General features: G+C 64.4%; 11 protein-coding genes. 8 read left to right on the forward strand and 3 right to left on the reverse strand.

Translation table 11 applies throughout. The features are described 5' to 3' along the window. The first annotated feature begins 11 nt into the window (after positions 1–11). The 6 genes from AB5Y50_RS19375 to AB5Y50_RS19400 all read left to right on the forward strand — a co-directional run bounded on the left by AB5Y50_RS19375 (position 12) and on the right by AB5Y50_RS19400 (position 7,909). The gene (locus tag AB5Y50_RS19375; protein WP_180911478.1) at positions 12–1,010 is read left to right on the forward strand and encodes an ABC transporter ATP-binding protein; all 999 of its coding nucleotides are present in this window, start codon (positions 12–14) and stop codon (positions 1,008–1,010) included. A 107-nt stretch (positions 1,011–1,117) separates the two neighbouring features. Continuing rightward, on the forward strand, positions 1,118–2,845 hold the full coding sequence (locus AB5Y50_RS19380) for a glycoside hydrolase family 9 protein (protein WP_180911699.1): 1,728 nt from the start codon (positions 1,118–1,120) through the stop codon (positions 2,843–2,845). 104 nt (positions 2,846–2,949) lie between these two features. Next, positions 2,950–3,822 carry a BadF/BadG/BcrA/BcrD ATPase family protein gene (locus AB5Y50_RS19385; protein WP_180911477.1) on the forward strand — a complete coding sequence of 291 codons (873 nt, stop codon included), beginning with the start codon at positions 2,950–2,952 and terminating at the stop codon, positions 3,820–3,822. Positions 3,823–3,889: 67 nt separating this feature from the next. Next, positions 3,890–5,746: a beta-N-acetylhexosaminidase gene (locus tag AB5Y50_RS19390; RefSeq protein WP_180911476.1), complete on the forward strand. Its 1,857-nt coding sequence runs from the start codon at positions 3,890–3,892 to the stop codon at positions 5,744–5,746. Positions 5,747–5,938: 192 nt separating this feature from the next. After that, on the forward strand, positions 5,939–7,492 hold the full coding sequence (locus AB5Y50_RS19395) for a PAS domain-containing methyl-accepting chemotaxis protein (protein ID WP_103243539.1): 1,554 nt from the start codon (positions 5,939–5,941) through the stop codon (positions 7,490–7,492). A 66-nt stretch (positions 7,493–7,558) separates the two neighbouring features. Beyond that, a complete protein-coding gene (locus AB5Y50_RS19400; RefSeq protein WP_052814358.1) occupies positions 7,559–7,909 on the forward strand; it encodes an MGMT family protein in 351 nt (116 codons plus the stop codon). An 82-nt stretch (positions 7,910–7,991) separates the two neighbouring features. Here AB5Y50_RS19400 and AB5Y50_RS19405 read toward each other — a convergent pair whose 3' ends face one another. Together AB5Y50_RS19405 and topA are read right to left on the reverse strand one after the other, a co-directional pair. Beyond that, entirely contained in the window at positions 7,992–8,162 is a 171-nt protein-coding gene (locus tag AB5Y50_RS19405) for a hypothetical protein (protein ID WP_174213896.1), read from the reverse strand. A 115-nt stretch (positions 8,163–8,277) separates the two neighbouring features. Continuing rightward, positions 8,278–10,899, reverse strand: coding sequence for a type I DNA topoisomerase (gene topA, locus AB5Y50_RS19410; RefSeq protein WP_010673895.1), 2,622 nt, complete (start codon positions 10,897–10,899; stop codon positions 8,278–8,280). A gap of 360 nt (positions 10,900–11,259) precedes the next feature. Between topA and astB the strand changes: the two genes are divergently transcribed. After that, positions 11,260–12,597: an N-succinylarginine dihydrolase gene (gene astB, locus AB5Y50_RS19415; RefSeq protein WP_109112765.1), complete on the forward strand. Its 1,338-nt coding sequence runs from the start codon at positions 11,260–11,262 to the stop codon at positions 12,595–12,597. 229 nt (positions 12,598–12,826) lie between these two features. Here the strand turns inward: astB and sohB are convergent, their stop codons facing one another. After that, positions 12,827–13,834, reverse strand: a complete 1,008-nt coding sequence (gene sohB / locus AB5Y50_RS19420; protein WP_109112764.1) for a protease SohB — start codon at positions 13,832–13,834, stop codon at positions 12,827–12,829. 224 nt (positions 13,835–14,058) lie between these two features. On the opposite strand from sohB, the gene AB5Y50_RS19425 reads away from it, so the two are divergent. Further along, complete coding sequence (locus AB5Y50_RS19425) at positions 14,059–14,814, forward strand: YciK family oxidoreductase (RefSeq protein WP_039040520.1); 756 nt, start codon at positions 14,059–14,061, stop codon at positions 14,812–14,814. The last annotated feature ends 72 nt before the right edge of the window (positions 14,815–14,886 follow it).

Here is a 14,886-nt window from a genome sequence, read left to right on the forward strand (position 1 = left end):
GGATGTCTGTCATGCAAATCGCCCAAACCGACGCGCCCATCATCGAGGTCCAGCACCTCTACAAGGACTTCGCCGTCAACTCCAACGCCATCAAGAGCGGCAAGATGCGGGCGCTGTCCGACATCACCTTCAACCTGCACCGGGGCCGCGCCCTGGCAGTGGTGGGGGAATCCGGCTCCGGCAAGAGCACCATCGCCAAGATCATCGCCAAGATGTACAAGCTCTCCAACGGCCGCATCCTCTACCGTGGCCGGGATCTGGAGGAGTTCAACAAGGGCACCGCCCTGCTGGACTATCGCCAGAGCGTACAGATGGTGTGGCAGGATCCGTTCGGTTCACTGAATCCGACCCACACCATTTACCACCACATCGCCCGCCCCCTGCTGCTGCACAGCAAGGTGAGCGACAAGCGGGATCTGCCCGACATGGTCTATGGCCTCCTTGAAAAGGTGGGACTGACTCCCGCCAAGGCGACCGCGGCCAAGTACCCGCACCAGCTCTCCGGCGGCCAGCGCCAGCGGGTCAACATCGCCCGCAACCTGGCGGTGGAGGCGGAAGTGGTGCTGGCGGACGAGCCCACCTCCATGCTCGACGTCTCCATTCGCATCGGCATCCTCAACCTGATGGAGCAGATGAAGAACGAGCTCGGCGTCTCCATGCTCTACATCACCCACGACATCGCCACCGCCCGCTACGTGGCGGAAGATCTGGCGGTGATGTACGTGGGTCACATGGTGGAGTGGGGAGAGGTGGACGAGATCCTGCACCACCCCCAGCACCCCTACACCCAGTTGCTCATCTCGGCGGTGCCGGATCCCGAGAAGAGCATCCACGCCGAGCTGGAGGGAGGCCGCAAGGGGGAGATCCCGCTCTGGACCCCGGAATCCCGTGGCTGTCCCTTTGCCGGGCGCTGCCATCAGGCCATGGCCCGCTGCAAGGAGAGCCTGCCCCCGGTGACCCGGCTCGCCGACAACCACTTCGTGCGCTGCTACCTCCACGAACAGGGGTAAGCAGGCCCGCGGCCGGGCGCCGTCGCCCGGCCATGCCTCGCGTCGGGGCCGCAAGGCCCCGCAATGAGCCTCGCCCGCCAGGGGCGAGCCTTCGGAGTAAGACCTTGATGGAACTTTTGATCAACCAGGTGGGTTACGAATGTCACGGGGAGAAGAGCGCCCTGCTGCAGTGCGGCGCCGACCTCGATATCCGCGGCCACGTCAGGTTGCTGCGCCAGCAGGACGACCACCTTTTGCTGGAGACGCCGCTGGTGGCGGCGGGATGCGTCCCCGGCTGGCAGGGGCGCCACTACTGGCGGGCCGATTTCTCCGCCTTCACCGAGCCCGGCCACTACCGGCTGGAGGCCGTCGTGACCACGGAAGCGCAGGAGCGCCTGGTGCGCTCCACCCCCTTTGCCATCGACCGGGGGCTGCTGGCGCGCCGCTGCCTCTCCGATGTCATCCACTACTTCAAGGGACAACGCGCCAGCGGCACCTTCGACCGGGCGGACCGCAGGGCACGCCTCTTTGGCACCGATCAGCGCCGGGACGTACATGGCGGCTGGTTCGACGCCAGCGGCGACATGAGCAAGTACCTGAGTCACCTCTCCTACGCCAACTACCTCAATCCCCAGCAGACCCCCATGGTGGTCTGGTCCCTGCTCAAGTGCCGGGAACTCCTGGCGACACGTCGCGATATCGACGGGATGAACCTGTGTAAACGGCTCAATGACGAGGGGCTGCACGGGGCGGATTTTCTCTGCCGGATGCAGGACGAGAGCGGCTTTTTCTACATGACCCTGTTCGACAAGTGGAGCAAGGATCCCGAGCAGCGGGAGCTGTGCGCCTATTCGACCCAGCAGGGGATCAAGTCCGCCCGCTGGCAGGCGGGTTTTCGCCAGGGGGGCGGCATGGCCATCGCCGCCCTGGCCCGCGCCGCCCGGGAACCGATTGGCGGCGACCTTGACACAAGCCAGTACGCCGACGCGGCCAGACGCGGCTACCTGCACCTGCGCGAGCACAACCTCGCCTACCTGGATGACGGGGTCGAGAACATCATCGACGACTACTGCGCCCTGCTGGCGGCGGTCGAGCTCACCAGAACGCTGGGCGCCGAGTGGCTCGCCGAGGCACGGGATCGGGCCGGCCGGCTGTGCGCCCGCCAGCGCGCCCACCCCGATCTCGGCCACCATTGGGCCGCCAACGACGATGGCTCTCGTCCCTACTACCACGCCGCCGAGGCGGGCCTGCCGGTGCTGGCGCTGCTGGAGTATCTCGCCATCGAGCCGGATCCGGCGCGCCAGTGGGCGGCCCGGACCGTCGCCGAACAGGCCCTGGCCGCCGAGCTGGCCCTCGCGGCCCGGGCAGGCAATCCCTTCGCTCTCGCCCGTCAGTATGTGAAAGGGGTCGATGAGGCGCCCCGGGTGAGCTTTTTCATGCCCCACCACAACGAATCCGGTTACTGGTGGCAGGGGGAGAACGCCCGGCTGGCATCGCTGGCCACCATGGCATTTGCTGCCGCACAGCACCTGCCCGGGCAGAGCGCACTGCTGCGCACCTTCGGCCAGCAGCAGCTCGACTGGATCCTGGGGAGAAACCCCTTCAACGCCTGCATGCTCGCGGGTCAGGGCATCAACAACCCGGAATACACCGCCGGCTACCCCAATGCGCAGGGGGGGATCTGCAACGGCATCACCGCCGGCTTCGATGACGAAAATGACGTGGCCTTTATTCCAGAGGCGTACAAGGATCGGCTGGATCAGAACTGGCGCTGGGGGGAGCAATGGATCCCGCACGCCGCCTGGTTCGCCCTGGCCATCACCTGGCAGAGCGCACAAGGAGGCCACCATGATTGAGAGCGGTTCACACATCACTGGCACCGGGGAGAGCCCTGGATCCTCCATACCGCCAGCCAGGTTTACCCTGGCCGTCACCTGGCAAAGCGCGCAGGGAGGCCCCCATGATTGAGTTCTGGGTCGGGGTGGATGGCGGCGGCACCCACACCCGGGCCCGCATTCGCAACAACGCAGGCAAGCTGCTCGGCGAGGGGCGCGCCGCCAGCTCCAATCTGGAGCTGGGCATCGCCCTCGCCCACAGCCATGTGCTGGCTGCCATCGATCAGGCCCGCATCGACGCGGGTCTGCCCAGGGAGAGCGAACAGCGGATGGGAGTCGGGCTCGCACTCGCCTCCGCCGAGCTCGCCGACTGCTACCACGCCATGCTGACCATGCCCTTCCCGTTTGCGCGGGTGAAGCTCACCTCCGATGCCTTTGGTGCCTGCCTCGGCGCCTTCGACGGCCAGGAGGGGGCCATCCTGATCGCGGGCACCGGCTCGGCGGGGCTCATCTACCGGGAGGGACGCCTTCGCACCTGCTCGGGTCGCGGATTCCCCGTCTCGGATCTCGGCAGCGGCGCCTGGCTCGGGCTGCGCGCCATCCAGCAATCCCTGCTCTGCCACGACGGCATCCTGCCCCCCAGCACCCTGGCGGTGCGCCTGATGGATCACTTCAAGCGGGATCAGGCCGAGGTGGTGCGCTGGGCCGCGCGCGCCATCCCGGCCGACTATGGCCGCTTCGCCCCCTGGGTGTTCGATGCCGCGAGCGACGGGGACGATCTCGCCACCGCCCTGCTGGATGAGACCTGTGCCCAGCTCGGCATGCTGCTGGAGGGCATGACCCAGCTCGGGGCAGACCGGATCGCCCTGCTGGGCGGCATCGGCACGCGCCTCGCCCCCCGTCTGGGCCACTTCCATCTGGTCGCCCCCAAGCGCGACGCGCTGGAGGGGGCCATCCTGTTTGCCAGGACGGAGGCGCTGCCATGTCTGCATCCCTGAGCCTTGCCGGGCCGACAACACCTGCGGGACAGGCTCCCGTTTCCTTCACCCCATCAGAGGAATTCCCATGTCCGCACCCCTGATCCACACCCGGGTCGATCACCGTGACGGTGACGATGTCTGGTTTCGCTTCACCCTGAGCCAACTGCCAGCAGCCCCCTGGAAACTCCACTTCTGCCTCGCCCGCCAGATCGATCCCCACTCGATCGAAGGGGGCGCTCTGGAGCGCCAGAGCGGCAGTTACAAGGTCATGGTGCCCCACGAGGGGGTGAGCGAGCTGCGCTTCTGCTGTCGCAACACCCCGCTCAAGCATGACTCCGATATGCCCAAGGGTTTCTTCCTGAGCCTGGAGAGCAAGGGACAGCTGCAGCCCCTGGTGCTGGAGGGGGAAGACCTTGGCCTGACCAACCCGCCCTCCCCGGGCCCCGATCTGCCACCGGTGGAGGCCATCAACGGCCTCGTGCCCCAGCCCGCCCACCTGATTTATACAGAAGGCAACTTCCGGCTGGCCGAGCGGGCCCACGTCGACGGTCCCGTTCCCCTCGCCTCCCTGCTCGCCCATTTCAACGAGCTGACTGGCCTGGCCCTGACCCAGGATCACGATGCGGAGATCCACCTCGTCGAGGCGACACTTCCCCCCGAGGGGTATGAGCTCACCATCACCCCTGAGGAGATCGTCATCCGGGCCGCCGGCGAGGCGGGCTGGCGCCACGGGCTGGTGAGCCTGGCCCAGTGGGCGCTCCAACACGGAGAGAGCCTGCCCTGCCTGACGGTGCGGGATGCACCGCGCTTCGGTTTTCGCGGCATCTTCCTCGACTGTGCCCGCCACTTCCACTCCATCGCCACCCTCAAGCGCCTGCTCAAGCAGATGAGCCTCTACAAGTTCAACCGCTTCCACTGGCACCTGACCGACGACGAGGGGTGGCGCCTGGAGATCAAGGCCTTCCCCCAGCTGACCGCCGTGGGAGCCTGGCGCGGCCATGGCCTGGCGGTGGGGCCCCAGCTGAGCGGCGGCCCCGACCCTTATGGCGGTTACTACACCCAGAGCGAGGTGCGCGAGCTGGTCACCTACGCCGCCGGGCTTGGCATCACCATCATTCCGGAAATAGACATCCCGGGGCACTGTCACGCCGCCATCAAGGCGCTACCCGAGCTGCTGGTGGAAGAGGCAGACCGCTCCCGCTACCTCTCGGTGCAATATTTCGACGACAACGTGCTTAACCCGTCCCTGCCCGGCACCTATCGATTCCTGGACGCCGTGATGGACGAGGTGTGCGATCTCTTCCCCGGGAGTCAGGTTCACATGGGGGGGGACGAAGTGCCCACTGGCGTCTGGACCGACAGTCCCGCCTGCCAGCAGCTGATGGCCGAGCAGGGGTATCAGGATTGCCGCGAGCTGCAGGGGCACCTGCTGCGCCACTGCCAGCAATACCTGGCCCGCAAGGGCAAGCAGATGCTGGGGTGGGAGGAGATACTGCACGGTGACAAGGTGAGCCGGGAGGCCACCGTCTTCGCCTGGACCAGCTTCCAGGCCGGCCTGGATGCCGCCGCATCCGGTTACCCCGTGGTGATGGCGCCTGCCCAGCACCTCTATCTGGATCTCGCCTGGAGTCAGGACATCCACGAGCCGGGACTCTACTGGGCGGGTACCCTCAACCTGGCGCAGGTGTATGCATGCGATCCTGCCCCGGCCGATTTCCATGCCAACGATAACATCCTGGGGGTGCTGAGCCCCTTGTGGTCGGAACTGATCACCTCTCGCGATCGTCTCGACTACATGTTGTTCCCGCGCATGCTGGCCACGGCAGAGGTGGCCTGGAGCACTCCCGCCCGCAAGGTGTGGGAGCACTTCGTCGCCCGTCTGCCCGGCCAGCTGCACATCCTCGACCAGTTGCAAGTGCGTTACCGGGTGCCACAGAGGTAGTGTTATCTTTTTCTTTTCGGCGACCTTTTGGTCGCCGTTTTTTTACCCATCGACAACAAAAACCCAACCTAGCCCCTACTTTTCATCTGCCTTTGTTGGCAAAATAAGGCCCCCGATGAAACCAGACAGGGGATGCACCTCCCTGCGGTTCCGCCACAATAACAATCAGCAAACAGATCGGAGCTTACCCTTATGGCCCGCAAACACGCCCAGGTCGTGGACAGTGAAGTGGAATTTCCCGCCGACGTGCAACTCGTCTCCACCACGGATCTGCGCGGCGTCATTACCTACGCCAACCCCGCCTTCTGCCGCATCGCCGGTTACCAGGTCGATGAACTGGTCGGCCACAACCACAACCTGGTTCGCCACCCCGACATGCCCAAGGCCGCCTTCGCCGACCTCTGGGATCGCCTCAAGGAGGGCAACCCCTGGCGGGGAGTGGTGAAAAACCGCTGCAAGGATGGCCGCTATTACTGGGTCGACGCCTACGTCACCCCCATCTACGAGCACGGCAAGATAAGCGGCTACCAGTCGGTGCGCTGCAAGCCCGACCCCCAGCTCAAACAGGCTGCCGCCCAGGCCTATCGGGCCCTGCTTTCGGCCGAGCAACGGGGCACCCCGGCTCGCCCCTCGCTGCGCCGTTTCAGGCCGCTGATGCTCGGCCTGCCGCTGCTGGCGCTGCTGGTCTGGGCCGCCCTCACCCAGGGCCCCCTCACCGCGCTGCTGATGCTGCTTCCCCCCCTCGTCATTGCGGGCGCCTACTGGCGCGAGCTCATCGCCTTGCCCCGCTATCTCAGGCAGCTCGGTCAGCAATATGACAGCCTGACCCGGCTGGTCTATTCGGGGGATGCCCCGGGTGCCATCGCCGATTTTCACCTGAAGATGCTGCAGGCCCGGATCCGCACCGTGCTGGGGCGGGTCGACGATGCCACCCATCCGCTTCAGGCCCTGGCAACCGATCTGCAGGACTCCTCACACCGCGCCTTCCTCGACATCAACGAGCAGGATGCCCAGACCCAGCAGATGGCGGCCGCCATGACCCAGATGGCCAGCACCGCCCACGAGATTGCCCGCAACATCCAGGACACCAACGGCCAGGTGACCGAGGCGCGCAGCAGTTGCCAGAGCACGGTGGAACAGCTGGACCAGACCCAGCAGCAGATGACCAGGCTGGCCAGCCAGGCGGAGCAGGCCTTCCACTCCGCGGTGGAGCTCGCCAGCGAGTCGGAGCGCATTGGCAGCGTGATGGGTGAAATCCAGGGCATCGCCGAGCAGACCAACCTGCTGGCCCTCAACGCCGCCATCGAGGCCGCCCGTGCCGGCGAGCAAGGGCGCGGCTTTGCGGTGGTGGCGGACGAGGTGCGCACCCTGTCGACCCGTACCCACAAGGCGACCGAGCAGATCCAGGGCAGCATCAGCCAGATCCAGCACACCCTGGAGCGCTGGCAGGGCATGATGCAGGACAACCTGGCCCAGACCCGGGAATGTGTCGAGATGACCCGCCAGGGATCAGGCAACCTGCACCTGGTGCTGGGGGAAATCGATCAGGTGACCGAATTCTCCACCCAGATCGCCGCCGCCGCGGAGCAGCAGCAGGTGGTGGTGGAGGAGATCAGCCGCAACATCCACCAGATCTCCGAATACTCCCGCGCCAACAGCCAGAAGATCCAGGCGGTGGACGACTCCAGCCAGGAGCTGCTCAGGCGGGCCCGCGAGCTCAGGGGACTGAGCCAGACCTTCGGCTGACAGATTGCAAGCCCCATGACAGAAGCGCCACAATGGCGCTTCTGCTGTTTTTGACGAGCCATCATCATGAGAACGAAAGCGCCCCCCCTGGACAAGACGGCCCGCATCGAGGCGATCCTGGCCCTGATCCCCCCCGGCCGCGTGGTGAGCTACGGCCAGGTGGCGGATCTCGCGGGCCTGCCCGGACGAGCACGACTGGTGGGCAAGGTGTTGCGGGAAACCGACAAGGTGCTGCCCTGGCATCGGGTGCTGGGGGCGGCAGGCACCATTTCGCTGCCAAAAGGATCCGCAGGCTTTGATAAGCAAGCGGGGCTGCTGCAGGAGGAGGGGGTGCCCGTGATTGGCGGGCGGGTCAGGATGCGGGAGTGGCAGTGGCAGCCCGACCTGGCCGAGCTGCTCTTTCTGGTTCCCTTCTGACGAGGCTGGCACGCCCCGAAGGGATGGGGGCTCTTGCAACAAAGGGAGGGCCTCTGTGGTCGCCCTCCGTCACGTTCCTTCCCTAGTCGCCGGCAATGGGCCCCAGAATGTCATCGCTGCGCACCTGTACCGGGATGGTCTCATCCTCCCGTTGCAAGAGCACCAGCAGACTCTGTCTGTCCACCTCCAGCACATAGGCGGTTCCTTCACGGGTCAGGCAGGTCATGCCCGGCTGTATTTCATGTATCTCCATGACAACTCCCTGTCTTGCGCTGCCATCCATGCAGCTATTCCAGTATATCGCCATCCACCAACAAAGAAGCCCCTCGCAAGGGGCCTCTTTCATCATGCTGTGAGCGGCGTCGCCATCAGGCTTTCTTCGCCTTGGGCAGGCTCTCCTGCCATTTTCCGTTGTCGTAATGGGCTGTCCAGCCGGTCGCCTTGCCGTTGACCTCGGTCATCACGTACTGCTCCTTGGTCTTGCGGCTGAAGCGCACCACGGAGGCGTTTCCGTCAGGATCTGACGCCGGGGCATCCGCCAGGTACTGGTGCTTGGGAGAGAGGCGATCGCGGAAGCGCTTGAGCTCCTCCACCAGGGGCGCACGGGTCTCGCGGGATTTGGGGAAGTTGCTGGCGGCCAGGAAGAGGCCGGCGGCGCCATCCCGCAGCACGAAGTGGGCGTCGGACTGGGTGCATTTCAGCTCGGGCAGGGGTACCGGATCCTCTTTCGGCGGTGCAATGTCGCCATTTTTCAGGATCTTGCGGGTGTTCTTGCAGCTCTCGTTGGTGCAACCCATGTATTTGCCGAAGCGGCCGTTCTTGAGCTGCATCTCGGAGCCGCAGCGATCGCACTCGATGCTCGGCCCTTCGTAGCCCTTGAGCTTGAACTGCCCCTGCTCCACCTCGTAGCCATCGCAATCCGGGTTGCGACCGCAGACGTGCAGCTTGCGGCTGTCGTCGATGATGTAGGCGTCCATGGCGGTGCCGCAGATCCCGCAGCGATGCTTGGCACGCAGGGCATCGGTTTCCGCCTCGTCCCCGTCGGTGGCGGAGACGAACTCGTCCGCACTGACCAGGTTGATGGTCTTCTTGCAGCGCTCCTTGGGCGGCAGGGCATAGCCGGAGCAGCCGAGGAAGACGCCGGTGGTGGCGGTACGGATACCCATCTTGCGGCCACAATCCGGGCAGTCGATATCGGTCAGCACCATCTGGTTGGCACGCATGCCCCCCTCTTCATGGGGCTTGTCGGCCTGCTCCAGCTCCTGGGTGAACTCGGCGTAGAAGGCGTCGAGCACCTTCTTCCACTCCAGGCTCCCCTCGGCGATGCCGTCGAGCTTGTCTTCCATCTTGGCGGTGAACTCGTAGTTCATCAGCTCGACGAAGTTTTCCACCAGGCGGTCGGTGACGATCTCCCCCATCTTCTCGGCGAAGAAGCGGCGGCTCTCGACCCGCACATACCCACGGTCGACGATGGTGGAGATGATGGAGGCGTAAGTGGACGGACGGCCGATGCCGCGCTTTTCCAGCTCGCGTACCAGGGCCGCTTCGGTGAAGCGGGCGGGCGGCTTGGTGAAGTGCTGGCGCGGATCCAGCTTGACCAGTTTCAGCACCTCGCCGACGGTCACCGCCGGCAGCTGGCTGTCTTCACCCTTGCGGCCCATGGGCGGCAGGGCCTTGGTCCAGCCGGCGAAGCGCAGGGTGCGACCGCGCGCCTTGAGCTCGAACTCCCCTGCCTTGACGGTCAGGGTGGAGGAGTCGTACTGGGCCGGGGTCATCTGGCAGGCGACAAACTGGCGCCAGATGAGGTCATAGAGCCGCATGGCATCGGGCTCCATCCCTTCCAGCATCTCGGCAGTCACCTGGACACTGGAGGGGCGGATCGCCTCGTGGGCCTCCTGGGCATTGGCCTTGGCGCCGTAGAGGTTCGGCTCGCTCGGCAGGTAGGCGGCACCATACTGCTCGCCGATGTATTCCCGCACCGCATCCACCGCCTCTTTGCTGAGGTTGGTGGAGTCGGTACGCATATAGGTGATGTAACCCGCTTCATAGAGACGCTGGGCCATCATCATGGTCTTCTTGACCCCGAAGCTCAGACGGGTAGAAGCCGCCTGCTGCAGGGTGGACGTGATGAAGGGAGCGGACGGCTTGGAGCCGGTCGGCTTGTCTTCCCGGTTGACCACCTTGTAGTCGACCCCTTCCAGGGCCGCCACGGCGGCGAAGGTCTCGGCCTGGGTCACCGGCTTGAAGTCGGCACCGTTGCGGCTGACCACCTCCATGCGCAGCTCGCTCTTCTCGGCGGTGAGCAGGTCGGCGTTGAGATCCCAGAACTCCACCGGCACGAACGCCTTGATCTCGCGCTCCTTGTCGACGATGAGGCGCACCGCGACGGATTGCACCCGACCGGCGGAGAGGCCGCGGGCCAGCTTCTTCCACAAGAGCGGGGAGACCATGTAGCCCACCACCCTGTCGAGGAAACGACGGGCCTGCTGGGCGTTGACGCGATGAATGTTCAGCTCGGACGGCTGGGCGAACGCCTCCTGGATGGCGCTCTTGGTGATCTCGTTGAACACCACGCGCTTGTAGCGGCTGTCGTCGCCACCGATGATCTCGCGCAGGTGCCAGGCGATCGCTTCCCCCTCTCTATCCAAGTCGGTTGCGAGATAGATGGTGTCGGCCTTGGCGGCCAGACTTTGCAACTCGCTGACCACTTTTTCCTTGCCGGGCAAAATCTGGTAGTTGGCCTGCCAGCCTGCGGTTGGGTTGATGCCCATCCTTGAGAACAGGGCGTTGCGATCCTTGGCCGCCTTCTCGGATTCGCTGAGCTTGATGCCGCGAATGACAGGTTTTTTGGGCTCGGTGCTGGCGCTGCCGCTGGTCGGCAGATCGCGCACGTGGCCTACGCTGGATTTCACCACGTAGTCCTTGCCCAAATATTTGTTGATGGTCTTGGCCTTGGCCGGAGACTCCACGATGACCAGTGATTTGCCCATGCTGTAACTATTATCCTCATTGCACCCGACGGGGTTGGCGTGCGGTTTTGTGGGGCTGTATAAGAGATTTGACGGGAAAAAGCAATCTTGCGGGTCAATTTGCCCGACAGCCCGAACCGCCCTGCTGCTTTATTTATTAATGCGAAGCCGGGGCGCGGGAAGCAACCGCTTTTTTGTTTTTATGCTATATCCCCCCCTTTTTTAGATTGGAAATGACATATCCAGCCACCCTTGTGACATAAAAACCCATTCTGGTTATCAGCTTGTTACAAAGGATGAAATCTCTTTATAATGGCCGCACACCGCAGCTTTGTGCGCGGAAGGAACCGCTCCCCATATAAAAATCGAAAGGATGTGATCATGAAGCACTTCGAGGTCAACTTCGACGGCCTGGTCGGCCCCACCCACAACTATGCCGGCCTCTCCTATGGCAACGTCGCCTCCCAGAGCAACGCCAAAGAGGCCTCCAACCCCAAGGAAGCGGCCAAGCAGGGGCTGCGCAAGATGAAGGCGCTGACCGACCTCGGCATGGTGCAGGGCGTGCTGGCGCCACAGGAGAGACCGGATCTCGCGACCCTGCGCCGCCTGGGCTTCACCGGCAACGATGCCAGCGTCCTGACCCAGGCGGCCAGACAGGCCCCCGCCGTGCTGGCCGCCTGCTACTCCGCCTCCAGCATGTGGACTGCCAACGCCGCCACCGTCTCCCCGAGCGCCGACACCCAGGATGGCCGCATTCACTTCACCCCCGCCAACCTGACCAACAAGTTCCACCGCTCCCTGGAGCCCGAGGTGACCGGGCACATCCTGCGGGCCGTGTTCAACAACGATCGCCACTTCTATCACCACCAACATCTGCCGGAGAACGACCACTTCGGTGACGAAGGCGCCGCCAACCACACCCGGCTGTGCCGCGCCTATGGCGAAGCGGGGGTCGAGCTGTTCGTCTATGGCCGCAGCGCCTTCGACGTCTCCCAGCCCGCCCCCAAACGCTATCCGGCCCGCCAGACCCTGGAAGCGAGCCAGGCCATCGCCCGCCTGCATGGCCTGGGGGATGAGAGTGCGGTCTTCATTCAGCAGAACCCGGACGTGATCGATCAGGGGGTGTTCCACAACGACGTCATCGCGGTGGGCAACCAGAACGTGCTCTTCTTCCACCAGCAGGCGTTCCTCCATACCGAGGCGGCGCTGGCCGAGGTGCGTACCAAGTTCGGCGACGGGGAACTGCACTTCATCGAGGTGCCGACCAGCGAAGTGTCGGTGCAGGATGCGGTGAAATCCTACCTGTTCAACACCCAAATCCTGACCCTGCCATCCGGCGAGATGGCGATCATCGCCCCCACCGAATGCCGCGACAACCCGGCGGTGTCCGCCTATCTGGCCAGGCTGGTGACCTTGGGCACCCCCATCAAGGACGTCCACTACATGGACGTGAAGCAGAGCATGAGAAACGGCGGCGGCCCCGCCTGTCTGCGCCTACGGGTCGCCATGAACGACACCGAGCTCGCCGCGGTCAACCCGGCCTGCCTCATCACCGACAGCCAGTTTGCCCGCCTGGATCAGTGGGTCGAGAAGCACTATCGCGACAGCCTGGCGCTGGACGATCTGCGCGACCCCTCCCTGGTGCTGGAGACCCGCACCGCCCTGGACGAGCTGACCCAGATCCTGAAACTCGGCTCCGTCTACCCCTTCCAGCGCTGAGGTGCGCCATCGGCCTGCAGAGCCGACGCAATAAAAAAGAGAGCCGGGCAATGCCCGGCTCTCTTTTTAGTCCTTTGCACTGAGCTATAAAACCTGTTCATGAGCTGTAGCGAGAGATCGTCAGCAAGGTGAAGAGCAGCGCAGGAACCGGAGTGTGTAGATACACATGAGGATTCCGAGCAGCACATGAGCCTTGATCACGACCTCGCAGTAAGCTCGAAACAGGTTCTCAGCGCCAGGGGCTCTGCTGCCACAGCCGGCCAAGGCCGGCCTCCAGCCCCAGTGCCGCCTGCTTGCCAAGCTTCTGGGTCAGGCTCCTGGGTTTGCTGTAGCGGATGCCGACCACCTTGTGATGGCTGGCCTGGGCCAGCAGGTAGTCATCGCTGGTGCAAAGCGCATCCACCAGTCCGAGCTGCTTGGCCTGGCTCGCCAGCCAATGCTCGCCGGTGGTCACCTTGTCGATGTCGAGACCGGGTCTGTGCTCGGCCACGAAGGCCTTGAACTGTTCGTGGATGGCCCTCAGCTCCTCGCGAAACTTCTCCCGCCCCAGATCGTCGTTCTCGCCGAACATGGTGATGGTGCGCTTGTACTGGCCTGCGGTGTGCATCTCGAATTCGATGTCGTGCTTCTTGAGCAGCTTGTTGAAGTTCGGCATCTGGGCAATCACCCCGATGGAGCCGACGATGGCGAACGGCGCCGCCAGGATCTTGTCCGCGACGCAGGCCATCATGTAGCCACCGCTCGCCGCCACCTTGTCGATGGCCACGGTCAGCGTGATGTCCTTGTCCCGCAGCCGCTGCAACTGGGAGGCGGCCAGGCCGTAGCCGTGCACCACGCCGCCGCCGGATTCGAGGCGCAGCAGCACCTCGTCCCCGGGCCGGGCCACGCCTATCACGGCACTCACCTCTTCCCGCAGGGAGGCCACCTCCTTGGCATCCATGCTGCCGTTGAAGTCGATGACGAACAGCCGGCTGCGCTCATCCTCCCCCTTGGCTTTGGCCTTGTGCTCCGCCTTGCGGGTCTTCTCCATCTGCTTGCGCTCGGCCTTGCCCGCCAGGGCTGCCTGCAGTTGATGGCGCCCCTGCTCCAGCTCGCCGGAGAGATCGGTCACCACCAGCTCCCCCTTGCGGGATTTGGGCTGGCGGCTGCTCGCCACCATCAGGATGACGGCGCCGATGGCCAGCAAGAAAGTGAGGGTCTTGGCCAGAAACAGGCCGTATTCGGTCAAAAATGCCACTTGATGCTCCGCTCAATGTCCGGTTTTTTCACATAGTAAGGAGTTTGCCCCCCTCGCGCAAAAACTCTGCCATCTCCCGTGCCAAGGGCGGAGGGATCGATGCTATCGCCCTGTTTTATTCACATTTTTGCCGTCTCATACTGGTCAACTGCCGGGCCGGATCAGTACACTTGCCCACTCGATTCGTTGCGCCAAGCCGCCAGGCATTGTTAACAGGAGTCCACATGCTCGACTATCAGGCCCCCCGTGATCTGCTCAAGGACAAGGTCATTCTGGTGACGGGTGCCGGTGACGGCATCGGCCGCGAAGCGGCCCTCACCTATGCGGCCCACGGCGCCACCGTGATCCTGCTCGGGCGTACCAGTGCCAAGCTGGAGGCGGTCTACGACCAGATTGAAGCGGCCGGTCACCCCCTGCCCGCCATCGTGCCGGTGGACTTGAAAGGGGCTACTGCCGCCCACTACCGCGGCATGGCGGAGACCTTCGCCCAGCAGTTCGGCCGCCTCGACGGCGTGCTGTTCAACGCCGGGCTGCTCGGTACCCTGTCGCCGTTCGAACACATTCAGGAGCAGGAGTGGGACGAGGTGATGCAGGTCAACGTCAAATCCGAATTCCTGCTGACCCAGGCGCTGCTGCCCCTCATTCGCCAGACCGCCAAGGAGCACGGCGAGGCGTCCATCGTCTACACCTCCTCCAGCGTGGGCCGCAAGGGGCGCGCCTACTGGGGCACCTATGCCATTTCCAAGTTCGCAGTCGAAGGCATGATGGAGGTGCTGGCGGACGAGCTGGAGAACACCAGGGTGCGGGTCAACACCCTCAACCCGGGCGGCACCCGCACCAGGATGCGGGCCAGCGCCTTCCCGGCGGAAGATCCGCAGACCCTCAAGACCCCGGCCGATCTGATGCCCCTCTATCTCTACCTGATGGGGCGTGACAGTCAGGGCCAGAGCGGCAAGACCTTCGTGGCCCAGCCCAAATAAATCAACAAATCAACCGGATGGGATTACAGTGAAGAGGGGGTGCCAAGGCGCGCCTTGTTGAATCCCATCGGC

The organism is Aeromonas sp. s6, assembly GCF_040907815.1.
GTDB classification, from domain to species: Bacteria; Pseudomonadota; Gammaproteobacteria; order Enterobacterales; family Aeromonadaceae; genus Aeromonas; species Aeromonas caviae.

What these genes read in the sequence shown, in the direction of transcription:
- astB (WP_109112765.1), top strand. Translation starts at nt 11,260, where the DNA reads ATGAAGCACTTCGAGGTCAACTTCGACGGCCTGGTCGGCCCCACCCAC.
- AB5Y50_RS19375 (WP_180911478.1), top strand. Translation starts at nt 12, where the DNA reads ATGCAAATCGCCCAAACCGACGCGCCCATCATCGAGGTCCAGCACCTC.
- AB5Y50_RS19400 (WP_052814358.1), top strand. Translation starts at nt 7,559, where the DNA reads ATGAGAACGAAAGCGCCCCCCCTGGACAAGACGGCCCGCATCGAGGCG.
- AB5Y50_RS19390 (WP_180911476.1), top strand. Translation starts at nt 3,890, where the DNA reads ATGTCCGCACCCCTGATCCACACCCGGGTCGATCACCGTGACGGTGAC.
- AB5Y50_RS19425 (WP_039040520.1), top strand. Translation starts at nt 14,059, where the DNA reads ATGCTCGACTATCAGGCCCCCCGTGATCTGCTCAAGGACAAGGTCATT.
- AB5Y50_RS19405 (WP_174213896.1), bottom strand. Translation starts at nt 8,162, where the DNA reads ATGGAGATACATGAAATACAGCCGGGCATGACCTGCCTGACCCGTGAA.
- AB5Y50_RS19380 (WP_180911699.1), top strand. Translation starts at nt 1,118, where the DNA reads ATGGAACTTTTGATCAACCAGGTGGGTTACGAATGTCACGGGGAGAAG.
- AB5Y50_RS19385 (WP_180911477.1), top strand. Translation starts at nt 2,950, where the DNA reads ATGATTGAGTTCTGGGTCGGGGTGGATGGCGGCGGCACCCACACCCGG.
- AB5Y50_RS19395 (WP_103243539.1), top strand. Translation starts at nt 5,939, where the DNA reads ATGGCCCGCAAACACGCCCAGGTCGTGGACAGTGAAGTGGAATTTCCC.
- topA (WP_010673895.1), bottom strand. Translation starts at nt 10,899, where the DNA reads ATGGGCAAATCACTGGTCATCGTGGAGTCTCCGGCCAAGGCCAAGACC.